The following is a 25,215-nucleotide window of genomic DNA, read 5'->3' as shown; positions in this document are numbered from 1 at the left end:
CTCTTTTGAATTTCATCAACATACTACATCATTTTCATGTTAATGTCAATCAAATTTTGCTCAATAACAGCTAACTAAGGTAGTTAATCAATTAAGTTGCAAGCGCTACCATTGTTGCCACATTATGATACTTATCAATACGCACCAGCTTATTATCAAACAATAAGTTAACTAGAATTTTTTAAATTTTTATAATTCAGTCGCCAGAGTAAACCCCAGTAGCACAGGAGAATCAAAGAATCTGTAGTTAAGGTAGCCCAAGCTGCACCCCTCCATGAAAATATGGGAATTAAAAAATAATTTAAACTAATATTAATTAAAGCTGCCATAATTTGAACCAATCCCCGTAACTTTTGATATCCAGAGCCGGTAAGAGTATCTGCTGCAATTAATTGCATACCAATAATTAGTGGCATGGGAGCTAACCAGTATAATACTGGCACTGAATCTATATAGCTTTCTCCCAAAATATAAGGTATAAATGGCGCAAAAAATATACAACCAATAACAAAAAAAATACCATATGTGGAGATAACCGGAATCAAACGTTTGGCAAATTTAAAAGCATTACTAATACCCAAAGCACCTTCTTCAAAAAATCTGGTGTATGTGGAACTAAATATTACTAAAATTGGTATATAGCCAACTTCTATCAATCGATAAGCAGCAGAATAGATACCAGTTACACTTAGAGTTGAAAGACTGCTTAACATTGTTCTATCAATACTGGAATTTATATTAGCAGCAGATCTGTCTAGAGAAAAGTATATACCTTGGAAAATATTGTGCTTTATCTGGGATAATTCTAATTGAGGAAAACCCAGATTCAAACAAACAAAAAAGAACGAAAAAACTGCCGTTATCATCGTCCCCAAAACATATAAAAAAGACCAATTTATAGCATTAGGTTTATCAAACAATATAACCAAAGCTATAGCAGATAAAACTTTGAAAAAGTTATAAAAAATATGTAATTGAGCAGTGTTTTTATGCCGATTAACCCCCAAAAAAGCTCCACAACATAGATTCCAAATAGACAATCCTAAAATATCAGAAACAAGTATAGATACAATCAGGACGTTAGGAATAAATTTTGGCAAAATGGATTTGCCTATTAAAAATGATAAACAAATGACGACTAAACTACAAAAAAAAGTTGTTAAAATAGCATCACCCCAGTATTTTTTAAATAAAATTTTATTTCTTGAAACATTTCTGATTAAAATATCTGCACTACCTAATGTTCCAAATGGAACAGCGATCGAGGCTAGTGCTGTTACTCCCATGAACATACCAAAATTTTCAGAACCCAGATATCTAGCAATCAATATAAAGTATGTAGCTTGCATAAAAATACTTATAACTTTACCCAAAAACATCCATAAAGTATTTTGGACTAATGACTTTTGTGTGATTTTCTTAATTCGTTCTTGCAAATTAGTAAAATATGACATACATTTTTACCTGATTTATGTCTGGAACAGCTACTCAAATTATTTGAACTCTATACTAACTTGATTTTGGTGCATAAACTGCTAATAAATCTTCAGTACCAGAGGAACGTTGAAAGGCTTGATCTAGAGAATAGGTAGGCTGCCAGTTCAAAATCTGTTTAGCCTTCTGATTAGTATACCGCAGTGGCTTAAAACGAGCCTGAAGTTTGGCGGGTACTAAAATACCTGGTAAACGAGCTTTACTCTCAATAAATAGACGGTTAAACAGCCAAGCCATATTGGCAATTAATCCCATAAAAAACCAGTTGATAAAATATATTTTCGGGACTTTATCCATGGTTTCTATGAGTTTTTTGGCATAGACATTTTGAGTAGGTAAATTGTCATCGACAATATTTAAGGTTTGTCCACAGGCTGCTTCTGTCTCGGCGGCAATAACAATGGCTTCTGCACAGTTTTCTACATAGGTTAAAGGCATAATTGCATTACCCCCTATTCTTAACCAGGCACTATCCCCTATTTCAGCGCCTAAGCAAGCATTCCAAAGATAATCTCGACCGTAAATCATCCCCGGACGAATAATAGAAACTTGTCCACCATATCGCTCAAAATCTCGATAAAGTTGTTCTTGAATTAGCTTGGTTTGAGCGTATTCGTCACGATTTAAGGGGTCAGCTTCGATGGGAGAATCTTCGTCTAAAATTTGATGCGATCGCATTTTGACATAATCATAAACTGAAAAGCTACTAATGGCTATGAGCTTAGAAATCCCGGTTTTTTTCATAGCAATTAACATATTTTCGGTGGCTATGACTGTGCCAGCAAATTGGGTGTAAAAATCCCCAGACTTAGAGGCGGCTAAATGAATGACAGCATCCACAGATTGCAGACTTTCTACCAAGCCTGATGATTGCCTTAAATCTAGGCGGACAATTGCCAAATTAGGATGATTAAACCAAGAGAATTTAGTCTCATCAGTTTGGGGACGAAGTACGGCTTTTACTTGGTGTCCCCGTCCCAAGGCTTCCGCCACAATATACTGTCCTAAAAATCCAGATGCGCCAGTGATAAACAATTTCATAGATGATTCTCCTCCGCAATTAATGCGTTAACTAAACGACTGGTTTTATCCATATCTTCAAAGCTAATTGGTAGCGGTTTATCTTCTTGTAAGGCTTGATAAGTCTGCTCTAATAAACTATGTAAACCTTCATATGGAGTCTTTTGTAAGAGTTTCCGACGAAAGTTAGTAAAGCTGGCATTCATGAAAGTCCAACCATTAGCAAACTGATTAGCCAAAGGAGAAAACTGCTTACCAACAGCACGAGGGACTACACAGCGAACAAATGGTTGAAATAAATCAACTTCTGCATAACCCAAGGAACCGCGAACTGTGACGGAAAAACAGTCGGGTTGAGTGTAAGCACTAAACCGTATGCGAGTATGTTGATGACCGGAAAAAATCAGTGCATCTAAATCATCATACTTAAATAAATTACCACCACCATGATTATTCCATCCGGCTTTGACGTAATCAAAAGTTGGCATAAATAATAAGGCAAGATAACACAAGTGGGTAATAAAGTCATGAATCACACCCCCCGGAAGTTTATGGACTGGACTGGGTAGATTTTCGTCTGCGTATCGTCCACCACTACGGATATCTAATGCCATGCGGACTTCTACTTCGCCGATGGTTCCTAGGGTTCCATCTTCCACTAGCTTTTGCAGTGCTAGAATTGGCTGATTGAAGCGATAATTTTGATTTTCGATTAAATGGCGATCGCATTTTTGAGCAAAATCCCATAGTTCTTTAAACTCATCATAAGTGGGAGTGATTGGCTTTTCACAAATCACATGAGCCCCGGCACTCAGACAATCCATAGACATTTTTTTATGGATTTGAGGCGGTGTCAAAATATGCACAACATCCGGCTTGGCTTGCTCCAGCATTTGATGATAATCTGTATAAGCAGCTTCAGCACCGAATCTTTGAACGGCATAGTTAGCAGCAGCCTGGGAAATATCACAAACTCCCACCAAATGAGCCCTTTCCGAGTTAGACAAAAAACTGAGATGTTCTTTAGAAATCAACCCGGTACCAATAACGGCTGCTTTTAACTTGGGTTGTTGATTGTCTTTATCCATTACAATTAGTTTCATCATATAAAAATAGTTGAAAGCCTTGAAATTGTGCTATAAAAAGCCTCAAAAAACGTTGGCTTGATTGTTACACTAATTCATGTTTTCCAGTAATTTTTGATAGCGTTTAATCGGAATACCAGCTTTGGCTGAAATCATAACCGTTACATAATCAGGCTCAATTTCAGATAAAAAATCCTTGATTTGTTGTTCTGATAAATTTTCTGTACCAAAATAGCGTAAACCGGGGTATGTTTCATCAATATAATGATTGGCTTCATGGTCTATAATATAATCACAAAACATTCCATAGAGGATATACTCAGATAAATTCCAAGTATTAGATATGGTTTCCACCCAAGAACGTCTAGACACTTTTTCTAGGTGTTCATATAATTTTAAAACATTATCCTTTTTCCAGGTAATCAAGTCACCAATATAATTAGGAGCCGGAAAATCAACCATAGGGGTAATCAGTAATTTACTAGCAGTTTCATACCAACTATAATGAGACTCCCAAGAGCGAGGAATTGAATTAGGCTCTCGATAAAAGCGAATTTTTCCATCTTTAACAAATCGTTCTTGTGGATTTAAAGGACGCACAAAGGCAACATCTGAATCCACAAACATCAAAATATCTTCAGACACAAATTGTGCCGCTGACAGCTTAATAATTTGCTGAAGCAGCCAGTTACGAATGGGAAGACTTTTAAAGCTAAACCAACCATTTTTGACAAAAGGTATCCTTTTGATCCATCCAGGAATCACCTCTTCAACAACTAAAATTTCTGTGCGATTATTTGGGAGTGACTTAAATATTGATAAATCTTTTCGATCAACAATAATATAATGCTTTGTTGACGAAGGTATGAACTTATCAACTGTAGAACACAAAAATTGGCATCTCTCAAAGTCCGGTGCATAACTCGGTGTAACCAAACAAAAGCTGTATTCTGATCCAGAGGGTTGAGACGTGATGTTCATAATTTTAATTGGTATTTAAATTAATTCAAATTGGGGAGTAGTTTTGATCATCTTGAGCCATCAAATTCAGGATGAGATGGTTTGGGTTTTTCCATAGGTTCCATAATTGAAATGGATAGGGCTGTATATAATACCCAAAATATACTGTTTTGAGAAATTATACCTCCTTCAGTTGCATTAGTTAAGACTAAATAAGTCAGAAATATTAAGGGCCATAAATATTCTATTCCGACACTAAATCTTGCGATAAAAACCGACCTTAACAAGTTAATTCCAAACCCCGAAAAGTAAGTAACAACGCCTAATAAGCCTATGTCTAACCACATATCGAGTATTCCATTATGGGAATAAGGAACCGGCCACCTTGCAGCTCTAATAATATAAGCTGAGGCACTATCTAATCCCTGCCAAAATGCCGTATAACCATATCCTAAATAGGGGCGCTTGTCAATCATCTCTCTAGCCCACACCCACAGTTCTGTGCGACCAGTAAGGGTTGGATCTTTGCCAATTAATCCTAATAATTCATCGGCCATCTCTGTATAGATATAAAATATAGTAGCGCCCAAAGTGACAAGGGCTAGAAATGAAGGAATCAGTAAAATATACCGAAATCGCAGCACCCGATAGGCTATGACACTGGTCAATAAAATTGTAAAGTTAATTAGGGAACTTGATGATTTTGCCATGACTAATAGCAAACAAGCAATAGCGATCGCCATGTAAGCCATCCAGCGCTTTGCCTGGTCAAAAAGACCGGGTGATAATATTAATACTATACCACCTAATGTCATGGCTCTTCCTAAAAGATTTTTATGGTTATATATGCCTCGCCAAGCCCCATAGTGAACGGCTTGTTCGATGCCATAACGAGGTAAAGCGATCGCCAAAACCACGCTAAGGACGGCAATAATTCCATAGGAAATAGCCAAAAGTTTAAGTTGTTCTCTGATGGTATAACGACTACCTAAGTAAACACCAAACAGTGTAGTCCCTATTAAGCCAATACAACTTCTGAGGGTACGAGCCGGAAAATCTGACCAAAAATAGGAGGCGATCGCAATCAAAATCATCACCCAGATAACCGGACCTCTTTTAACAGAAATTAAGCACTTTTTCCACCGTAGCAATAGTAAAGCTACCGAAACCAAATAAGTCAGCAGAAACACCAGCACATTTAATCGAAAATCAAAGGAATTGATATCTGTACCATCACCCTCGCTTGCGCCGCCAGATAAAATCAGAGGCAACCAGTTAGCGCTATAATGAATAATCGCAAAAACCGTAAAACTAGATTCCAAATATTTTAAGTATTTGTCCATTAAAATATTGATGTTTTTGGTCTAAATCTACACCCGTTAACCTGTTGTGCATCATAGCATTTTTATCAGTGAAACCAAGAGAGAAATGTAAAAATTAATGTAGATTATGTAAAGTTTTGGTAAAGTTGTTGCTGTCAGGGAGTCTCCAGGCTTAATTAACCTGGTATAGGGATAGTTTGATATCTAAGAAGAACTCCTAGAAGATATTTTCGGGGGTGCGGAGCGATCGCGCCGATGGGATTTTTGGAGAGGGAAATAGCGTTGAGCATGATAGAAATACTTAGTGGACTCATTCTTGCTAATCCCATTGATCACCGTCCCCAAGATCCGCTGACCCGATCGCCCTAATATTTCCTTAGCGGCTTTAGCGCTATCGCGGTCAAGAATTCGGGGTCTAGCGACCATTAACACCCCACTAGCCATATTAGCTAAAGTTAAAGCATCGGCGGCTAATAACAATGGTGGTGTATCAATAATTACAAAATCATACTCCTCCGAAAAATTCCGAATTAAGGAAGTCATGCGTCGAGAATCCAAAAGTGCTAACGGATTGGGTGGTGTCACCCCAGCGGTCAAAATATCGAGTTGGTCAATTCCCGGCTTCACGGCTTCGGAAAGAGTCGCCTCTTCCACGAGTACATCACTTAATCCCACCGCATTAGTTAAACCCCAGATATGATGTTGAATCGGTTGTCGCATATCCCCATCAATGAGTATCACCCGATGTCCAAGCTGGGCGATCGCCGCCGCCAAATTAGCGGAAACCGTTGATTTTCCCTCCTGTGGTACGGAACTGCTTACCACAATTACCCGCACTTTGCGATCGGAACCCAAAAACTTCAAATTAGCCTGAATCATCCGATAAATTTCGCTAATTAAGGAACCGGGTGTATCCACCACCGGAACCTGTACAGAAGAGCGATCGCCTCCCGTCAAATAGCGGTAAAAAGGCGGCGCTGCAAAAGAAGGAATAATACCCAACAAAGTATATCCAAATAAATCCCTAGTTTCCGCCACAGTCCTCAGAGATTTATCTCCCATTTCCATCAACAGCAATAAAGTAGTTGAGGCGACTAATCCCCCCATTACTCCCAAAGCCAACAACGGTACTTTTGCCGTTTTTCCCTCATCTGGAACGTTAGCCGTTTCGATAATTCTGGCATTATTGGTAATCTTATTGGCTGCCACTTGTGCTTCCTCAAGATTTTGTAGTAAAGTCCGATAAGTCAGACGAGCCACCTCAGCTTTGCGCTCAAGTTCCTGCTGTTGTTGTTCTAATTGTGGCAAGATCCTAGCTCTCCTTTCCAAACCATCACGCGCCTCATAGAGAGAGTCAAGCTGCTTAGTCAAATCCAGCCGCCGAATTTCCGCATTAACAAACTCTTCAATCTTGTTATTTTTGACATCCATAACCCTGAGCAACCCGCGAGAAAAGGGTCTGCTACTACCCAAATACACTTGAATTTCTCTTTGTAACAAATTCTCCAGATTATCTCGCTTTCCCTTTAAAGAAATAATCCGGGGATTTTCATCTCGAAAACGTCTTTGTTCCTGGGCTAATTCCCCCTCCACATTCTCCAATTCTTGTAAAGCTGCTCGCACCACCGGAGACTGACTTAAAGTATTTACGGCTATAGCTTCTTCCAAGTTCAAACCCACTTGATTTCCCAAGGAATTAACCAAAGATTGCACCGCATTTAATTCAGCTTCTAAAGTAGTAATATTGCGATTTAACTGCGCCATTTCTTGTACGGATATAGCAAACTCCGTTCCCAGGTCTACTATCTCATTTCTTTCCTTAAAATCTTGAATAGATTTTTCCGCCAGAAACAACTCCTTTTGTACCCTAGGTAGCTGTTCCTGAATAAACTCTTTCGCGCCGGAAGCGTCTTGTCGAATGCTAGACACATTAGCCTCAATATAAACCTCCATCACGGTATTAATAACATCAGCAACTTCTTGGGGATTTCGGCTTTGATAGGTTAACAGAACAATATCCGTGCCGCCGATAATTCTCATATCTAAATTGCGTCTAATATCCTCTGGAGCCACGGGTTCACCATCCTCATTAGTTAAATTCAAGCGCTCAATCACTGTTTCTAACAGAGGATTAGAATACATTAATTCTATCTGGGTACTCAAAGGAGTCTGATCCGCCAATAGTGCTTTCAGTTCCCCTAACCCTTCACCAATACCAGCTAAAGAAGAAGTACGGTCTACCTTAAATAAAATTTTGCCAGAGTTTTCATAAGTTGGGGTCAAAAATTGGGTAGCATATACAGCCCCAGATACACTCAGCACAAAAACCCCCAGCAGCCAAAACCATCGGCGTTTCAATGTTTGTAAATATCTCCCTAAATCTAAATCAATAGATTCTCGGTGTTCAATATTACTAAAATCCATAACCATTACCTCTTCTCTCAAATACTACCATCTTAGGACTTTAATTATTATCTCTATCCTCTGTTAAAACATGAATGATATTCAGTACAGCAGAGATCCCAATCAGACCCCCCACAGGTCTTAACACTTCTTCAAAAGTATCGGCTACCTCAGTTAAGGCTGAACGGTTCACGACCACGACATCATCTCGTTGTAAAACGGGATTATTCGGTGCATTTAGTCCGGCTTGAAAATCAATGGAAATTTGACGACGGGAAACGGTACCATCAGGATGCAAACGCAGCAGTTGCACGGAGCCAGTATTCGCCCGCCGCTGATTAAACCCCCCCGCCACTAAGATGGCTTGATTAAGGGTTGTATTAATCGGTACTTGCAGCGCCCCTGGTTGTGCGACTTCTCCCACCACATTAACCATCATAGTTCTGGGTGAAAAACTAGCACTGGCGAGGGAAATAATCTCATCGGGTGGCACGGCACTAGCGGTAGGAATTATAATAGAATCTCCTGGCTGTAAACTCATATCCTGAGTAGCATCACCAGTGGTCAGTAATTGCCACAAATCAACAGTTATAGTCTTTAATTCACCCGCCTGAGTCAGTCTTTGTAATTGAATGCGACGCAGGTTAGCTTGAGGCTTAATACCTCCCGCCCTTTGAATAGCTTGAGTAATAGTCGGTAATTCCGGCAAATTCGCCATTCCTTCCCCCATAATATGGGTTCCCGGATTAAATACTTCCCCGACGATAACTACTTGAAAAGGGGGTACTTCCTCGGGCGCAAAATTAGCGGAATTAATCTGTCGAATAGCGACGGGATCAAGACTTTCGGCGGTGGGTACTACAATTGTATCGCGATCGCGCAAAACCAGATCTTGACTTAAATCTCCATTTTCCAACAATTCCTTGAGGTTGACGACAATATTTAGCCTGGTGGGTTCTTGTCGCTGCACCTTAACCTGAGTAATATCTGCTGATTGAGTAATCCCACCCGCCTGCTGGAGAAGCTGAGTTACTGTATAGAACTGAAATTGTCGCTCAACGGTGTTAGATGTGGAAAGGGGGAGAATGTATGTTCCCGGTCTTTGTACTTCCCCCCCAACGGCAATGCTAATGGGACGGGGTGTAATAATTCTCACGCTGGGGAATGGTTGTTGTACAAAGGGAGTATAGGCGGCGGAAATTTTCTCGGTCAGTTGAGAAACTGATAAACCAGCTACGGTAATTTGACCGATTAGAGGCAGATTGAGTGTCCCATCAGTCAAAATCAGGTATTCGCCACTGTACTCAGGAACATCGAGAATATCTACCCTTAGCAAATCTCCTGGACCGAGGGTATAGGCATCAGGAACACGAATTGAGGCGGGGGTAATAGTGGGGATGGGGATAGAAGGTTGAGTTTGCGCTAGGCTGATAGGTGTGCTGCTATGCCATATCAATAGGGACATTAACCCCCAACTCATCAGGGTTGTCGCCTGGGGAGATTTGACAGCATTAGTTATATTAGCTGGAAATGATGGCTGAGTCATAGGTGAGAGTCAAGACACTGACAGATGAAACATGGAATATACAGTTGACAATGACTTGAAGGCTGAGGGTTTCTTCCTCATGGTAACGGCTATTCTGTGAAGTGGCTAGTTATTAAGTCGTCTAACTCAGAATAGTCGGGGATAGAAGCTGATACTGATGCACCGTTTCTGATGATAACCCGATCATGCTGCGATCGCGATAGTAATTCACTGAAATTTCTGCCTTTAAAAGCGATGAGATTGGCGGAAATGCCTACCTTCAGCCTTCCTAGATTTGATAATCCCATTAGATCGGCGGCGGTTTTGGTGACGATTTGGGGCCAGTCACCTGATGGATGATCTAAATGGCCGATTCTGACTGACATTTTGAAGACTTCTAAAACGTCATGATCTCCAAAAGCATAAAAGGGATCACGACAGTTATCACTCGCGACTGTTACGGGGATTCCGGCTTGTTTTAATTCATGCAGAAGTGTGACCCCTCGCCATTTTGGGGTTTTGGGTGTATTTGAATGGTTAGAATATTGTCTATCTTGCAGATATAAATTGCACATGGGCAAGCTGACAATCCCTATATTAGATGATTTAAGCAGATTAATGGTCTGGTTAATCACTTCGGGACTCTGGACGGATAAACTGCAACAATGTCCGCAAATTATGGGATTCTCAAATTGAGATTTAACCGCATATTCGGCGATTTTATATAGGGTATTAGAATCAGGATCGCCATTTTCATCGACATGGAAATCTAAGGATAAATTCCGGTCTTTGGCTAGGTCAAATACTCGCTCCATTTGTTGATCAAGGTCACGGTTAATATAAGCGACACCCCCTAAAATGCCGCCCATTTCTGCTACTCTATCGGCTAGTTTTTCTCCTTGGGGGGTTAAGTAATAATCCAGAGATACCAGGGATACAGCTTGCAAAAATAGTCGATCGCACCATTTTTCCCGCAGACTGTTCAATACTTCCCAGCTAATTTCTGTGAGTTTTCCGGCTGAGTCTAAATGGGTGCGGATAGCCTGAGTCCCATGGGCATAACTACATTTTAAACCAAATTCCATCCGCTGATAGATATCTTCAGGGGTCCAGTATTTTTCACTATCGGAAATAGCAGTATTTAGCGCCCCGGTAAAAGTCCCGTCGGGATTAGGCGATCGCTGCCAAATATGGCCCTTATCTAAATGGGTGTGTAAGTCCACAAAACATGGCCAAACCTGTCCCCCCCGCAGGTCTACCCAGGGGATATCAGCCGTGTCTGTATTTCCAGCGGGTCGCAGTTGGCTAATTTTCCCCGATGTAATTTCCACATCGATTAATATTAGCCCCTCCCGCGTCTGTTGGCTTAACCAGTCCGGTTGGCTTACTTCCAGTAAACAGTAGGGAATATGGGCATTTTTTAGCCAGTAGCGATCGCTTTTGGGAATACTAATCATGACTACAATTTACCCCATCATGCAAAAATAACATTGTTAATATGCAAAAAGTTCATCAAACTTAGGATTTTGTAATATTAGCTACACTTTAACTGATTTTTCAGCTTTAACCTACTGATTAATTCTTAAAGTCATCGCTCAAATTTTCGGCAGCTTTAGGAGTAGTTTAATTTCCGGTTATCATTCCCTAATCACCCATATTTAGGTTGTTGTTTATGCAATTATCATAAACTTAGGGCTAGTTTTGATGTACTTATCCTCATTTTTGATATAGCCCAATCCATAAAAGTTATGATTAAATAAAGAGGCGATCGCTCATAAAGCTAGGGAAATGTAGTCCGGTGCTAGTCAACTTTACTATCAGAAAATCTCCATGACATCCATTCAAACTACCCCCAACTCGTTAACCTCTTCCGTCGGTCTGAAAATCGTGTCAGTCATTGGCTTAATTGCCTTTTCAGGATTTTATCTTAACAGTTGGCAGCAACTACTATCCAACCACTACGCACAACAGCAACCCCAAGCCGAAACCATTGTAACTGCTGTCGAAATTGTCCCAGAAACCGTAGAAACCCCAACACTAGAGGCCACCGTAACCCCCATCACCGATCCGAATGCGATCGCTGATTTAACCACCCAATTATACACCCAAATTGACCAAAACTGGCAACAGTACCCTACCTTTACCGAGAACCTAGTGTATCAGGTCTCAGTCAATCAAACAGGTGCGATCGCCCAATACAAAACCATCAACCTCGCCGCCGCCAAATATCTTAATCAGACTCCCATTCTCCAATTAAGTCAAGCCACCACCGAAAACCAACCCCAGGCTGAATTTCTCGTAGTCATGACTCCCAGTGGCACTTTACAAGTCAACCCTTGGGTTGCCCAATAGTATTCCCTTACCTGCCTTGATGATTGAGTAATTATACCAATTCATCAAGTCCTGACCCCCGCCAATTTCCACCGTTGTTTTACCCCACCATTTAATCAAAATGCTAACCGAATTATGGTCTTTAAAAGGCCGATACAAAATCCTACACCTAACCTGGTTTGCCTTCTTTCTTTCCTTTGTCGTCTGGTTCAACTTTGCACCTTTAGCCACAGCTATTCAAGACGATATGGGCTTAGAAATAAGTCAAATTCGTACCCTCGCTATTTGTAATGTTGCCCTCACAGTTCCCGCCCGGATTATTATTGGGATGCTGCTAGACAAATACGGTCCTAGAATCACCTACTCATTACTGCTAATTTATGCAGCAATTCCCTGTACAGCATTTGCCTTAGCCCAAAACTTTAATCAATTAGTAATTTCCCGTTTAGCCCTCAGCATAGTGGGTGCAGGATTTGTAATTGGTATCCGCATGGTAGCCGAATGGTTCCCCCCCAAAGAAATCGGTTTAGCCGAGGGAATTTATGGCGGTTGGGGTAATTTTGGTTCCGCCGCCGCTGCCTTTAGCTTACCCACTCTAGCAGCAATTTTAACCTTCGGTTCTGGGGGGGTAATTAACTGGCGAGTAGCCGTAGCATTAACAGGAATTATCGCCGCTGCTTATGGTGCTTTCTACTTCTTTAACGTCCAAGATACCCCCCCAGGAAAAGTCTATCAAAAACCCAAACGCGCCAGAGGTTTAGAAGTGACCACCCCCAAAGACTTCTGGTTTTTGATGCTCATGAATATTCCCCTAGTTGGTGTTTTGGCTATCCTAGCTTGGCGTTTAAGTAAAGTAGGTTTCTTGACCTTACCGCAACTTTATATCGTTTGGGTAGCCTTATTCGGTTTATACCTTTTCCAAGGTTATAACTGCTGGGAAGCGAATAAAGAACTAATCCTTGGTCACAAACACTATCCCCCCGCAGACCGTTACAATTTTTCCCAAGTTGCTATTTTGGAATTGACCTATTTTGTCAACTTCGGCTCAGAATTAGCTGTGGTGTCAATGCTTCCCGCTTTCTTTGAGAATACTTTTGGACTCAGTAAACCAGCCGCTGGAATGATAGCTGCTAGTTATGCTTTCATGAACCTAATGTCTCGCCCCGGTGGAGGTCTAATTTCTGATAAATTAGGTAGCCGTAAAAATACCATGGCGGTTCTGACTGCGGGAATGGCATTTGCTTATTTAATTATGGGTCGAGTTAATGGTGGTTGGTGGCTACCTTTGGCGGTACTTTTAACCATGACTTGTTCATTCTTTGTACAAGCTGGGGAAGGTTCATCTTTTGCGATCGTTCCCCTCATTAAACGCCGTGTTACTGGACAAATTGCCGGAAATGTTGGGGCTTATGGAAATGTGGGTGCAGTCGTTTATCTAACACTATTTAGCCTATTTCCAGAAGGTGATATCGGCAACCGAATTTTCTTCGAGATGTTAGGAGTAACTAGCATGATTGTCGCTTTCCTCTGTTGGTTTTTCCTCAAGGAACCTCAAGGGTCTTTTGCTGACCATCATCAAGAAGAATTACAAGCCAACGAAGACATTATCCCTGTCGCCAAATAACTCCTAAATAGGGGCGGGTTATTAACTAGCATCAAATTAGCTACTCGCCCCTGAACCGACAATAATTCCCTATCCTTCCTAGATGACTATCCTCCGTGGTTACGGTGATTAACTTCCGGTTGGGGTGGATTGATTAATTAATTGGCTGATTTTAGCAGATAATTAATCACAGTCAACTCCCCCCAATTGCCAGCAAATAAGTGGCTGATATACTATAATCAAAACTGCCACAATTACCACCCATTAATCTAAAATGACTGAATTAACAAAAACTCTTTGTCCTTACTGCGGTGTTGGTTGCGGCTTAGAAGTTTTACCCCCCGCACAACCCGGAAAAGCGACAAATAGAGACTCCCAAGGAAATCCAATTTGGCAAGTTAGAGGCGATCGCACTCACCCCTCCAGCCTCGGTAAAGTTTGCGTCAAAGGCGCAACAATTGCCGAAGCCATAGACAAAAACCGCCTGAAATATCCCATGATCCGAGAGACCCTCGATCAACCTTTTCGTCGCGCCACCTGGGATGAAGCCTATAACCTTATTGTCAACCGCATTCAAACCGTCCGCCACACCATGGGGGCTGATGCTATCTGTATGTATGGTTCAGGTCAATTCCAAACCGAAGACTATTACATCGCCCAAAAGCTAATTAAAGGCTGTTTGGGAACCAATAATTTTGATGCCAATTCCCGCCTGTGTATGTCTTCAGCCGTCTCCGGTTATATCAAAAGTTTCGGTTCAGACGGTCCCCCCTGTTGTTATGACGACCTAGAAAAAACCGACTGTGCCTTTTTAATTGGCACTAATACCGCTGAATGTCACCCCATAGTTTTTAATCGTTTGCGGGTTCACCATAAGAAAAATCGCCAAGTCAAAATGATTGTGGTGGACCCTCGCCGCACCCAAACCGCTGAAGCCGCAGACCTACATTTAGCCATCCGTCCCGGAACCGATATTGACCTACTTAATGGTATAGCAAACCTCTTAATGCGTTGGGGTTTTATAGATTCTTTATTTATTGATGAATGTACCAAAGGATTCCCTGATTATATGCAGGTAATCCAATCTTATCCCCCGGAATTAGTAGCCAGAACCTGTGGTATTCGTCTGGATGATATTGAACAAGCTGCTAGGTGGTGGGGTGAGTCTCAACGAGTTTTATCTATGTGGTCAATGGGGATAAATCAGTCTTCCGAAGGGACTGCGAAAGTGCGGACTCTGATTAACCTTCATTTGATGACTGGAAATATTGGTAAACCTGGGGCGGGTCCTTTTTCTTTAACAGGTCAACCTAATGCTATGGGAGGTAGAGAAGCGGGAGGACTTGCCCATATTTTACCCGGTTATCGAGTTGTCACAAATCCCCAACACCGGAGAGAGGTTGAGCAATTTTGGGAACTAGAACCCGGTCAGATTTCTGACCAAGTGGGTTTGAATGCTTGGGAAATGATTACCGGATTAGAAACTGGTAAAGTGGGGTTATTATGGGTGGCGGCGACTAATCCAGCAGTCAGTATGCCGGATTTAGAAAGGACTAAAGCGGCTTTAATGCGATCGCCTTTTACCATTTATCAGGACGCTTATTATCCTACAGAAACCGCTGAATATGCCCATATTTTACTACCCGCCGCCCAGTGGGGAGAAAAAACCGGGACTATGACTAATTCTGAACGGGTCGTCACTTTATGTCAGGCTTTTCGTCAACCCCTAGGAGAAGCTAAAGCCGACTGGGAAATTTTCGCCGAAGTAGGGCGGAGGTTAGGTTTTCCAAAACCATTTAATTTCGCTAATTCCGCTCAAGTTTACCAAGAATTTGTCCGCTTAACTCGTAACCGTCCCTGCGATTTATCTGGGTTGAGTCATCATCGTTTAATGGTTTCTGGTCCTATTCAATGGCCTTGTCCTGAGACGGAAACCGAAATTAATCGCACCCCTAAACGTTTATATACTGATTTACGATTTAATACCCCTGACGGTCGCGCACAATTTGCGGCTTATTACTCCAAAGGATTAGCTGAACCCCCAGATCCAGATTATCCTTTAGTGTTGACAACGGGGAGATTATACGGCCATTGGCACACTCAAACACGAACCGGGAGAATTGAGAAAATCCGCAAAATGCACCCCACTCCTTTTATGGAAATTCACCCCAAAGATGCCCAGAAATTAGGCATTGAATCCGGCAATTTAGTGCAAGTGCGATCGCGCCGTGGAAAGGCTTATTTTCCCGCTCAAATTACTAAAGCGATCGCACCGGGAACTGTATTTGTACCCATGCACTGGGGCGCTTTATGGGGAGATAATACCGAAGCCAACGCCATGACTCACCCTGAATGTTGTCCTGAGTCTAAACAACCAGAATTAAAAGCCTGTGCCGTACAATTATCAATAGTTAACCCCGAATTATTACCAACTTCACAAACCCAACCTAACCAACAAAAAATCAATCCAACTATTCCCGTCTAAATACCTCCGCTGGGAGGGTACATGATGAATTATTAAAACCGGGTTTTTCCTGCCATAGCAACCCCAAAACCCGGTTTCTCCTGATGATTAATTATCTGTATTGCGTTTGGAATGTTCTTTTAAAACCCATCCCATCAGAGACACAGGACCTTTAGAAACTGGCTCATGGGCAAGTTTTTTTGATTGTTTATTATACTGAGATTTAAACAAAAATTTATGAATCGACTTGTACACCTTGCCAACTTCTGGGTTCGAGGAATTAGACTCCTCAATCTTTGGCAGAGAGTCTATATGCCACCAAGTTATTAATTGATAAGCAGATACACCACCCAAAAAGCTACACAGCAGACTAAATGGCAGCGAATAGCCTACCCAAAAAAAGCCCCCCATAAACAATAAACCAATCACTAATCCGGTGGTTATTGCGCCTGTAGTAGTTGGAGAATCTGACATGGCTCGGCTACTCCATTTAATAGATAAGTTGTTTTAGACCTCATCCAAATCTTCACAAAGTTGTTGTAAATTTTGGTGTTCTAAGCGACGGGAAGATCGGCGATATTTTTTAGACTGCAATTTAGGTTCATATTGTTTTCCCCCTCCAGATTTACTTTTAGATTTGAGGCGATCCTCCTCTAGTGGTTGATGTTGAGACGTTTCCCAAGCCTCGATCGCCTCCTCAAGAAAATGGAGATATTGGGGGTATCTTTCCCAGTCTCCACGCACCACACATGATGGTTCTTCGCGGTGCAAACAATCATCAAATTGACACTTACCCTTAGTTAAGCGATCGCGAATTTCCGGGAAATAATTACCCAACTGGTGAGGGTCGCATTGCAATTCCGGTTGATTAAACCCCGGAGTATCAGCCAGGAAACCCCCGTTATGTAATTCAAACAATTCCACATGGCGGGTAGTATGCCGTCCTCGCCCCAATTTTCCCGACACTTCCCCCACCCGCAAATGACTATTAGGAATCAGTTTATTAATCAAACTAGACTTCCCCACACCAGACGGACCAGAGATAGCCGTAGTTTTCAGGCGCAAGCGATCCAGCAGAGAATTAGCAGTGCCAGAAACCTGGTTTCTATCACCATCTCTAGTGAGGGAAGGCGAACTTTCCCCGAAACCGGGTTTGTCCAACCCAGCCGAATTTGATGATAAATTCAGAGTCGGCGAAGTTTCCATGCGATCGCCCTCAAAGCGATATTCAACCCCATGATAGACACTAATCATCAAAGGGTCATATCCCCAGCCTCTCATGCGATCGTACCATTGTCGGAGGCTATCAGGGGGCAGTAAATCGCACTTATTAAAGCACAAACTCACCTCCAACCCAGTAGACTCCGCCTTGAGTAGAAAGCGGCTGAGAGTCACCGGATCTGGGTCGGGTTCAGCCACTGCAAACACCAATAATAAATGGTCTGCATTAGCAATACTAGGGCGCGCCAGCTCAGTTTTACGGGGTAAAATCTCAGAAATCACCCCTCTACCCCCCTGCCAGTCTGGACAGGAGACCACCACGCGATCGCCCACCATCACCTTCTGACCAATTTTCTTTAAACGAGCGCGACAGGTACAAAGCAAAGTCATCCGTTTAGCTTCCCCCCCGGCCCCATTCCCAGACGGAGACTGGTCAGGACTCAGACAAACCTGATAAAAATTAGCCTGACCAGCAACTACCGTTCCCATTATGCGATCAGCCGTCATAAACTCTTCACAGGCGGACAACGAACCATAATCGCAAAAAACTCTCCGCGATCGCAAACCTCCTCAATAGCATATCCTTCCATCACCAAGCTATCAGGAACCTGTTCAATAGGTTCGCCGCCATCTAACCACACCTCCAGCAAAGTCCCCGGTGTCATTTGTTGCAGACGCAACTTAGTCCGCACAAAATTAATCGGACAGGGGGTGCCGCGCAAATCAAGTTTAGCATCAGCCGAATAAGTATCTGAACCAGTCATAGACTCTTCACACAAAAGGAACAATCAATCCAAGCCATCAATCGAATGTTTTACTTTTGGAACAAATTACCAAGGAACCCTTCCAGGCCTCCTTTTCCGGTACGTTCTCCCTTAATTTGGGCCAACTGTTCCAAAAGTTCTCGCTCCTCATTAGTAATCCGGGTAGGAATATCAATCAAAATTGTAATCAAGTGATCTCCCCGACTCACCGGATTTCCCAAACGAGGGACACCCTGATTTTCCAGAGTTAGCACCGTATTCGGTTGTGTCCCCGCCGGAATAGTTAAAGAAGTCGTACCCTGAACCGTTTCCACCTCCAAAGTACAGCCTAAAATCGCTTGCAGGTAAGAGATTTTCACCTCCGACAGGATATTAATACCATCACGTTTAAAATTCGGTGTCGAGTCCACCGACAGAAATACATACAAATCCCCCGCCGGGCCACCTCGTTTTCCCGAATCTCCCTCATTAGATACCCGCAACCGCGTGCCATTATCTACCCCAGCCGGAATTGTAATTTTCAGCTTTTTAGTTACCTCTTTCAGGCCTTCTCCACCACAACTGACGCATTTTTCCTCAATCATCTGTCCAGTACCATTACAGGTAGGACAAACCGAAACCTGAGTAAAGCTACCAAAGGGAGTACGAGTCGCCCGCCGCACTTGACCACTACCCCCACAGGTAGAACAAGTTTTAGGAGAAGTTCCCGGCTTCGCCCCCGTCCCATTACAAGTCTCACAGGTTTCTAAGTGACGGATACGGATTTCCTTTTCCCCGCCAAAAATAGCCTCTTTAAACTCCAAGCGCAAATCTAAGCGCAGGTCATCCCCTCGCGTAGGTCCCGTGCGTCGTCTGGCTGCCGTAGGGCCGCCCATACCCCCACCAAAACCACTGAAAAAACTTTCAAAGATATCAGCAAAACTATCGCCAAAGTCCTGACCATAGCCCCCTGCACCAGCACCAGATACCCCAGCTTCCCCAAAGCGATCATAACGGGCGCGGATTTCCGGTTCCGAAAGCACCTCATAGGCGCGGTTGATTTCCTTAAACCTTTCTTCAGCCCCCGGCTCCTTATTTACATCCGGGTGATATTTACGAGCCAGACGACGGTAAGCTCGTTTAATTTCTTCCTTGTCTGCGTCGCGGGAGACACCGAGGACATCATAGTAATCGCCTGCCATAAAGCTTTTTTCTAAAAATTAATTACTAAAACTACAGAACAAACCTAGAGTTAGGTCTTTCCTTAACTAGGGGTTGGATTAAGCATAAACTACCAACCCCACCGTTTAGGGAAACCCCTATTTTACATCATCCCACATCCCAACCTTTAATGGGACCATTTAACCGTTAGCGGTCAACTTATCTCTATGAACCACCCAGACTTTGGCTCTCAGAGCCCTCTAATTCTTTAGATTCTGTCTCGTCACTATTGCCGATTTCAGAGTCCATGTCAGAGTCTGTGCTTTCATCTTCTTCTGAGTCTAGCATCTGGGGTTCTTCAGTCGCTGACCCATTCCCCCTATCTCCCTGCTCATGTGCTGCATAAACCGCAGAACCTAGCTCATAGAGCAAATTTTGGAAACTCTCAACTTGTCGTTGCATATCCCCTAAAGAGATTTTGGGGTCGTTAACTGCTTTCTTTAAAGCGGCTGCTTCGGTTCGGGTTCGCTCTTTAAGTTCATTACTAATTGCTTTGGCATTGTTCTTTAATGTCACCTTACAATTATAGAACAGGGTCTGGGATTGATTTTTCAACTCGGCAATCAGTCTGTGGGCTTCGTCTTCCTCGGCGTAAAGCTCTGCCTCCTGTCGCATTCGCTCAATTTCCGTCTCGCTCAGTCCTCCGGTATTGGTGATTTGAATACTTTGCTCTCGGCCTGTGCCACGATCTATAGCAGATACTTTCAATATCCCATTAGCATCAATATCAAAAGATACCTCAATTTGTGGCACACCCCGTTTAGCGGGAGGAATGCCAGTCAGTAGGAACTTACCCAGGCTTTTGTTATCTTTAACCATGGCTCGTTCCCCTTGCAGCACATGAATTTCCACAGAGGTTTGTCCGTCGGTGGCGGTGGAGAACATTTGGGAACGACTGGTGGGAATGGTAGTATTGCGTTCGATGATTTTGGTGAACACTTCCCCTAGGGTTTCTAAACCCAGGGACAAAGGGGTGACATCCAAAAGCAGTAGGTCTTTGACTTCTCCTCCCAAAATCCCGGCTTGGATTGCTGCTCCTAGGGCTACCGCTTCATCGGGGTTAACAGAGCGATCGGGACTGCGATCGCCAAAATGTTTACTAATTGCTTGCTGTACTGCGGGAATTCTGGTTGAACCTCCCACCAAAATGATTTTATCAATATCCTGGGGTTCTAAACTGGCATCTTTGAGGGCTTGGGTTACTGGTTCGAGGGTACTTTTTACCAGGTCTCCCACTAAAGTTTCAAATTCCGAGCGACTCAGTTCTAGTTCTAGGTGCTTTGGTCCTGAGTCATCAGCACTGATGAATGGCAAGTTAATCGAGGTTTTGGTGCGATTAGAAAGTTCGATCTTCGCTTTTTCCGCTGCTTCGCGCATCCGTTGCAGAGCCATTTTGTCCGATGTTAGATCAATCCCTTCTTGTTTTTTAAAGGTTTCTACCATCCACATCACCAGACAGTTATCAAAGTCATCCCCTCCCAGGTGGTTATTCCCAGATGTGGATCTTACCTCGTAAATTCCATCTCCCAACTGGAGGATAGATACATCAAAAGTGCCTCCCCCTAGGTCAAAAACCAGAATGGTTTGGTCTTGGTCTTGTTTATCCAAACCATAAGATAGGGCTGCTGCTGTGGGTTCGTTGATGATACGCAACACATTTAAACCCGCAATAGTCCCCGCATCCTTGGTGGCCTGGCGTTGAGCATCTGTGAAGTAAGCCGGAACCGTAATCACCGCTTGATCAACAGTTTCCCCTAAATAGGCTTCGGCATCTTCTTTGAGTTTTTGCAACACCATCGCCGATATTTCTTGCGGCGTGTAGACCTGATCACGAATTTTGACATCTACTGTATTATCCTTACCAGAGACGCACTTATAGGGAACTCGCGATCGCTCCACTTCCGTATCTTCCCAGCGTCTGCCAATAAATCGCTTAATACTAAATATGGTATTCTCAGCATTAGTCACCGCTTGTCGTTTACCAAGCTGACCAATTAAGCGATCGCCATATTTACCAAAACCCACAATACTCGGTGTAGTCCGTCCCCCTTCTGAACTGGAAATAACTACAGGTTTACCCCCCTCCAGAACCGCCACACAACTATTAGTCGTACCTAAGTCGATGCCAATGACCTTTCCCATAGCTCCTCATCGATAAATTTGTGCAATGAATGGTAGAGCCATCCCCGTTCTAACATAAGAGCCTAGAAGCTAGACCCACTTACTACATAAGTCTACCCCCCTTTCCCTGGCTGTATAACACTTAGGGCGCAGTAGTTGCGCCCATTGAGTTGATTTAGGCGATTAATCCTCAGAACCTTCTGCTGGTGGCTCCTCTGTGGTATCTGAGAGTTCTGGTTCTGTAGCTACTTTCACCATGGCATGACGTAAGACGCGATCGCCTAGTATATACCCCCGCATCAGTTCTTCAATCACTGTTCCCTCTGGATACTCACTCGTCGGTTGGCGCATCACCGCCTCATGGAGATTAGGATCAAACTGTTCACCCTCTGGGCGCATGGGGGATACTCCAATTTGTTTGAGACACTCCACCATCTGTTTATAAACCCCCTGATAGCTTTTGTGAATGTTCATTTCACCATCATTTTGGGGTTTAATATGGGCTCTGGCTCGCTCAAAGTTATCGATCACTGGCAAAAGCTGCGCGATCGTGGAACACTTGATATTGAGTTCGAGGTCTTCTTTTTCCTTCTGTGTGCGCTTACGGAAGTTCTCAAAATCAGCAGCCAGTCGCTGATATTGACTGGTCATATCCATCAGTTGAGTCTGAAGGGACTCTCGCGCTTGAGCTATGGTCTGCAACTGCTCATTAAGCTGTTCATTGGCAATATAAATCGGATCGGAACTCATTTCCGCGTCCTTCGCTTCCTCACCATCATCAGCGATCGTTGCTTGCTCCAATGTTAAATCAGATTCAGTATCCGTTTGTTGGTCAATCTGTTCAGGATCAACAGACCCAGGATCTGATGCTACAGGTTCTGTAGTCTCATCTATTTTGTCACTTGTCGAATTAGGAACCATGTCTTCCTGCTTGTTATCGTCCATAATAGAAAATTGAGCGACGGCATCCCTGAGCCTACAGCCTAGGGAAAACTCCGCTCTCCGTTAACGTGCTTTCGTGATCTTGATCCATTTTAATACTACAGGCGCGATTCGTTCAGGCATCCAATAGGCTTCAAATACCTAAAATCATCCCATAGTAACACTTTCATGCCCTCGGCTGCATATAATCAACTTAATTCGGCGATCGGTTACCTTACCAAAGAAATTGTCTTGAGTACCACGGGGCAGGTGGGAACTTGGATAATAAATCCAAACCCTTGGGGAGATTTGACCTCTACTCTGGTTTGAGTAATCCTGCTAGAGCAAGTTAAGTCTATGAACGAAGAATCCTCGACCCTTTAGGGCGAGAAGTGTCAAAATAAACCTATCACCCACGGCGACAGGAAAACATATTCACCCGTTGGTAAGTTGAGCTTTAGCACCAGGTAAATAGGGCTAATGTCCTCAGTCCCTAGTTGTGGATATAGCACCAGCGGTTAAACTGTAAATTAACAGTGAGACTTCCATACTCACCCAAGAAACTTTCCCAACTTTTTGGGGAAGCCTAGACATAAGGACCTGACTCCAGCTATGACCAATACATCATCCCCCCGGCGAACTGCTCTTGTTGCTCAAAGTGCAACTCCCTTTGGTAATAAACTTATTCAGTCAGGATATATTGACCCTGAGCGACTACAGCAGGCTATTCAGGACTCTCGTGGCGGAAAACCTCTCACCGAAGTTCTCGAATCCATTACCGGTCAGCCTCTACCCCCGGAATTAGCCCGTCACTATAAAAAACAACAGCTATTTGAGTTAAAAATTGTCTATGGGGTTGAGGCCTTTGACCTAGAAATAGATCAGATTTCGGTGGCTGAACTAGAAGAAATCATCAAAAAGCTGGAAACTTCTATTGAGACCTGCAAACGACATCGTTTTGTGCCTTGGAAAATCATCGAGTCGGAGCCAACTCCTAGCGTGATGATGGCAATGGTTGACCCAGATAACCTGAGTGCTTTGGATGAGTTGAGAAACCAAATCCTGCGTCCGGTAGGATGGAAACTACAGCGGCGGGTTATTACTCAAGAAGATTATGACAAACTGATTACAGCCTACGGTGAGGAGGAAGTTAAGCGCAAGCAAGTAGAAGCGGCTCGGGAGGAAGAGAGAAAACTCCAGTTTGGCGAGGGTGAGTTTGAGGATGTAGAACTGGTAGAAGCCTCTGAGGACATGGGAGACATGAACCTCGATGCACAGCTCCAAGAGGCGGAAACTGCACCAGTTATTAAGGCTGTGAATGTGATTCTGGCGAGAGCTCTGTCCGAGGGTGTTTCTGATATCCATGTGGAACCCCAAGAGCATGATATGCGGATTCGGATGCGTAAAGATGGGGTTTTGCAGGAATATTTTAGTTTCCCGAAAAAGGTGATTTCTGCTATTACCTCCCGCTTTAAAATTATTGCCGATCTTGATATCGCTGAACGTCGCCAAGCTCAGGATGGCCGGATTCGTCGGATTTATCAGGGCCGGACGGTGGATTTTCGGGTCAATAGCCTGCCGAGTCGCTATGGGGAAAAGATTGTTCTGCGGATTCTTGATAGTTCTTCGACTCAATTGGGTTTGGATAAGTTGATCTCTGACCAGGAAACTTTGGAAATGGTCCGAGAAACTGCTAGTCGTCCTTTTGGGTTGATTTTGGTAACAGGACCTACGGGTTCTGGTAAATCTACATCCTTGTATTCGGTTTTGGCAGAGCGCAATGATCCGGGTATTAATATTAGTACGGCGGAAGACCCGATTGAGTATGCTCTACCTGGTATTACCCAATGTCAGGTGATTCGGGAAAAAGATTTGACTTTTGCTAATATCCTGCGGGCATTCTTACGACAAGACCCTGATGTTTTGCTAGTGGGGGAAACGCGGGACTTGGAAACGGCGAAAACTGCTATTGAAGCGGCTCTGACGGGACACTTGGTTTTAACTACTCTTCACACTAATGATGCGGCGGGGGCGATCGCTCGTTTGGATGAGATGGGAGTTGAACCTTTCATGGTCTCTGCCGCTCTGTTGGGTATCCTGGCTCAACGTTTGATGCGGCGGGTATGTACTGAATGTCGTATACCCTATACCCCAACTCCCCAAGAATTTGGTCGTTATGGTCTTTCTGCTTCTGGGGAGGTGGATATTACTTTCTATAAGGCAAATACTGTTCCGGCAGATCAACGCCGGGGACTAGCCGATCGCGGCGAGTTATGTAAAAAATGTGGTGGTCTAGGCTATAAGGGCCGGGTTGGGGTTTATGAATTCCTTAAAGTAACGGAGCGGATGCAAATTCTGATTACTAAGGGAGCGCCCACTGAACAAATTAAGGAGGCTGCTGTTGAGGAAGGGATGAAAACTCTCTTAGCCTACAGTTTGCAGTTGGTGCGTGAAGGCCATACAACTTTTGAGGAGGTGGAACGGGTAACCTTTACAGATTCGGCTCTGGAATCGGAGTTGAAGGCTAAACGGAAGCAGGGTTTGACCTGTAAAGGATGTGCGGCGGAATTAAAGCCGGAATGGTTGGACTGTCCCTATTGTTTGACTCCTCGGTTTACTATGTAAACAGCCTTTGAGTAGTCTTGGGCTGGGAACTTGAGATCACGTTATGAACCCACCCGGACAAAAAATCATTCACAATAGAAGGAGCATGATTTAATCTCAAATTAGGTTAACATTTTACGGCAATACGGTATAATACCAAGTATGGTGCGAGACCTT

At 43.3% G+C, this 25,215-nt stretch carries 18 protein-coding genes; 4 read left to right on the top strand and 14 right to left on the bottom strand.

All coding sequences use genetic code 11. The annotated features are described in order from the left end of the window. Nucleotides 1-167: 167 nt before the first annotated feature. The 8 genes from ACTIE0_RS03520 to ACTIE0_RS03485 all read right to left on the bottom strand — a co-directional run bounded on the left by ACTIE0_RS03520 (nt 168) and on the right by ACTIE0_RS03485 (nt 11,266). Nucleotides 168-1,454 carry a flippase gene (locus ACTIE0_RS03520; RefSeq protein ID WP_008049492.1) on the bottom strand — a complete coding sequence of 429 codons (1,287 nt, stop codon included), beginning with the start codon at nt 1,452-1,454 and terminating at the stop codon, nt 168-170. Between the two features lie 55 nt (nt 1,455-1,509). Beyond that, entirely contained in the window at nt 1,510-2,535 is a 1,026-nt protein-coding gene (locus tag ACTIE0_RS03515; protein WP_006620608.1) for an NAD-dependent epimerase/dehydratase family protein, read from the bottom strand. Beyond that, complete coding sequence (locus tag ACTIE0_RS03510) at nt 2,532-3,620, bottom strand: Gfo/Idh/MocA family protein (protein ID WP_006620607.1); 1,089 nt, start codon at nt 3,618-3,620, stop codon at nt 2,532-2,534. The genes ACTIE0_RS03515 and ACTIE0_RS03510 overlap by 4 nt, the downstream gene beginning before the upstream one ends. Nucleotides 3,621-3,689: 69 nt before the next feature. Then, a complete protein-coding gene (locus ACTIE0_RS03505; RefSeq protein WP_006620606.1) occupies nt 3,690-4,580 on the bottom strand; it encodes a DUF6492 family protein in 891 nt (296 codons plus the stop codon). Between the two features lie 47 nt (nt 4,581-4,627). Then, the gene (locus ACTIE0_RS03500; RefSeq protein ID WP_006620605.1) at nt 4,628-5,902 is read right to left on the bottom strand and encodes an O-antigen ligase family protein; all 1,275 of its coding nucleotides are present in this window, start codon (nt 5,900-5,902) and stop codon (nt 4,628-4,630) included. Between the two features lie 183 nt (nt 5,903-6,085). Then, nucleotides 6,086-8,305, bottom strand: coding sequence for a GumC family protein (locus tag ACTIE0_RS03495; protein ID WP_006669464.1), 2,220 nt, complete (start codon nt 8,303-8,305; stop codon nt 6,086-6,088). A 40-nt stretch (nt 8,306-8,345) separates the two neighbouring features. Further along, nucleotides 8,346-9,830 carry a polysaccharide biosynthesis/export family protein gene (locus tag ACTIE0_RS03490; RefSeq protein ID WP_006669465.1) on the bottom strand — a complete coding sequence of 495 codons (1,485 nt, stop codon included), beginning with the start codon at nt 9,828-9,830 and terminating at the stop codon, nt 8,346-8,348. Nucleotides 9,831-9,919: 89 nt separating this feature from the next. Beyond that, nucleotides 9,920-11,266 (bottom strand): cytosine deaminase, encoded by a 1,347-nt coding sequence (locus ACTIE0_RS03485; protein WP_006620601.1) that lies wholly within the window; start codon nt 11,264-11,266, stop codon nt 9,920-9,922. 373 nt (nt 11,267-11,639) lie between these two features. Between ACTIE0_RS03485 and ACTIE0_RS03480 the strand changes: the two genes are divergently transcribed. The 3 genes from ACTIE0_RS03480 (at nt 11,640) to ACTIE0_RS03470 (ending at nt 16,228) form a co-directional block, all read left to right on the top strand. Further along, nucleotides 11,640-12,161: a hypothetical protein gene (locus ACTIE0_RS03480; protein WP_006620600.1), complete on the top strand. Its 522-nt coding sequence runs from the start codon at nt 11,640-11,642 to the stop codon at nt 12,159-12,161. A 100-nt stretch (nt 12,162-12,261) separates the two neighbouring features. Continuing rightward, on the top strand, nt 12,262-13,764 hold the full coding sequence (locus ACTIE0_RS03475; RefSeq protein WP_006620598.1) for an MFS transporter: 1,503 nt from the start codon (nt 12,262-12,264) through the stop codon (nt 13,762-13,764). Nucleotides 13,765-14,017: 253 nt separating this feature from the next. After that, nucleotides 14,018-16,228, top strand: coding sequence for a molybdopterin oxidoreductase family protein (locus tag ACTIE0_RS03470; RefSeq protein ID WP_006620597.1), 2,211 nt, complete (start codon nt 14,018-14,020; stop codon nt 16,226-16,228). Between the two features lie 87 nt (nt 16,229-16,315). On the opposite strand, the gene ACTIE0_RS03465 is transcribed toward ACTIE0_RS03470, so the two are convergent. The 6 genes from ACTIE0_RS03465 to grpE form a co-directional block, all read right to left on the bottom strand. Further along, entirely contained in the window at nt 16,316-16,681 is a 366-nt protein-coding gene (locus ACTIE0_RS03465) for a hypothetical protein (RefSeq protein ID WP_006620596.1), read from the bottom strand. Between the two features lie 33 nt (nt 16,682-16,714). Beyond that, complete coding sequence (gene rsgA / locus ACTIE0_RS03460) at nt 16,715-17,935, bottom strand: ribosome small subunit-dependent GTPase A (protein WP_006669466.1); 1,221 nt, start codon at nt 17,933-17,935, stop codon at nt 16,715-16,717. Then, complete coding sequence (locus ACTIE0_RS03455) at nt 17,932-18,192, bottom strand: sulfurtransferase TusA family protein (protein ID WP_006620077.1); 261 nt, start codon at nt 18,190-18,192, stop codon at nt 17,932-17,934. The genes rsgA and ACTIE0_RS03455 overlap by 4 nt, the downstream gene beginning before the upstream one ends. A gap of 50 nt (nt 18,193-18,242) precedes the next feature. After that, entirely contained in the window at nt 18,243-19,373 is a 1,131-nt protein-coding gene (dnaJ, locus tag ACTIE0_RS03450) for a molecular chaperone DnaJ (protein ID WP_006620594.1), read from the bottom strand. A gap of 184 nt (nt 19,374-19,557) precedes the next feature. Continuing rightward, the gene (gene dnaK / locus ACTIE0_RS03445; protein WP_006620593.1) at nt 19,558-21,534 is read right to left on the bottom strand and encodes a molecular chaperone DnaK; all 1,977 of its coding nucleotides are present in this window, start codon (nt 21,532-21,534) and stop codon (nt 19,558-19,560) included. Nucleotides 21,535-21,696: 162 nt separating this feature from the next. Next, the gene (gene grpE, locus ACTIE0_RS03440) at nt 21,697-22,458 is read right to left on the bottom strand and encodes a nucleotide exchange factor GrpE (protein WP_006620592.1); all 762 of its coding nucleotides are present in this window, start codon (nt 22,456-22,458) and stop codon (nt 21,697-21,699) included. A 588-nt stretch (nt 22,459-23,046) separates the two neighbouring features. Between grpE and ACTIE0_RS03435 the strand changes: the two genes are divergently transcribed. Continuing rightward, the gene (locus tag ACTIE0_RS03435; RefSeq protein WP_006669467.1) at nt 23,047-25,059 is read left to right on the top strand and encodes a GspE/PulE family protein; all 2,013 of its coding nucleotides are present in this window, start codon (nt 23,047-23,049) and stop codon (nt 25,057-25,059) included. Nucleotides 25,060-25,215 lie beyond the last annotated feature (156 nt).

It is taken from the genome of Limnospira sp. (assembly GCF_051859755.1).
In the GTDB taxonomy this organism is placed as follows: Bacteria; Cyanobacteriota; Cyanobacteriia; order Cyanobacteriales; family Microcoleaceae; genus Limnospira; species Limnospira fusiformis.
Note: the sequence above shows the minus strand (reverse complement) of the source record. Positions and strands in the feature narration are given on the sequence as shown.

Coding starts and splice junctions, on each gene's coding strand:
- ACTIE0_RS03520 (WP_008049492.1), bottom strand. CDS start 1,454: ATGTCATATTTTACTAATTTGCAAGAACGAATTAAGAAAATCACACAA.
- ACTIE0_RS03515 (WP_006620608.1), bottom strand. CDS start 2,535: ATGAAATTGTTTATCACTGGCGCATCTGGATTTTTAGGACAGTATATT.
- ACTIE0_RS03510 (WP_006620607.1), bottom strand. CDS start 3,620: ATGATGAAACTAATTGTAATGGATAAAGACAATCAACAACCCAAGTTA.
- ACTIE0_RS03505 (WP_006620606.1), bottom strand. CDS start 4,580: ATGAACATCACGTCTCAACCCTCTGGATCAGAATACAGCTTTTGTTTG.
- ACTIE0_RS03500 (WP_006620605.1), bottom strand. CDS start 5,902: ATGGACAAATACTTAAAATATTTGGAATCTAGTTTTACGGTTTTTGCG.
- ACTIE0_RS03495 (WP_006669464.1), bottom strand. CDS start 8,305: ATGGATTTTAGTAATATTGAACACCGAGAATCTATTGATTTAGATTTA.
- ACTIE0_RS03490 (WP_006669465.1), bottom strand. CDS start 9,830: ATGACTCAGCCATCATTTCCAGCTAATATAACTAATGCTGTCAAATCT.
- ACTIE0_RS03485 (WP_006620601.1), bottom strand. CDS start 11,266: ATGATTAGTATTCCCAAAAGCGATCGCTACTGGCTAAAAAATGCCCAT.
- ACTIE0_RS03480 (WP_006620600.1), top strand. CDS start 11,640: ATGACATCCATTCAAACTACCCCCAACTCGTTAACCTCTTCCGTCGGT.
- ACTIE0_RS03475 (WP_006620598.1), top strand. CDS start 12,262: ATGCTAACCGAATTATGGTCTTTAAAAGGCCGATACAAAATCCTACAC.
- ACTIE0_RS03470 (WP_006620597.1), top strand. CDS start 14,018: ATGACTGAATTAACAAAAACTCTTTGTCCTTACTGCGGTGTTGGTTGC.
- ACTIE0_RS03465 (WP_006620596.1), bottom strand. CDS start 16,681: ATGTCAGATTCTCCAACTACTACAGGCGCAATAACCACCGGATTAGTG.
- rsgA (WP_006669466.1), bottom strand. CDS start 17,935: ATGACGGCTGATCGCATAATGGGAACGGTAGTTGCTGGTCAGGCTAAT.
- ACTIE0_RS03455 (WP_006620077.1), bottom strand. CDS start 18,192: ATGACTGGTTCAGATACTTATTCGGCTGATGCTAAACTTGATTTGCGC.
- dnaJ (WP_006620594.1), bottom strand. CDS start 19,373: ATGGCAGGCGATTACTATGATGTCCTCGGTGTCTCCCGCGACGCAGAC.
- dnaK (WP_006620593.1), bottom strand. CDS start 21,534: ATGGGAAAGGTCATTGGCATCGACTTAGGTACGACTAATAGTTGTGTG.
- grpE (WP_006620592.1), bottom strand. CDS start 22,458: ATGGACGATAACAAGCAGGAAGACATGGTTCCTAATTCGACAAGTGAC.
- ACTIE0_RS03435 (WP_006669467.1), top strand. CDS start 23,047: ATGACCAATACATCATCCCCCCGGCGAACTGCTCTTGTTGCTCAAAGT.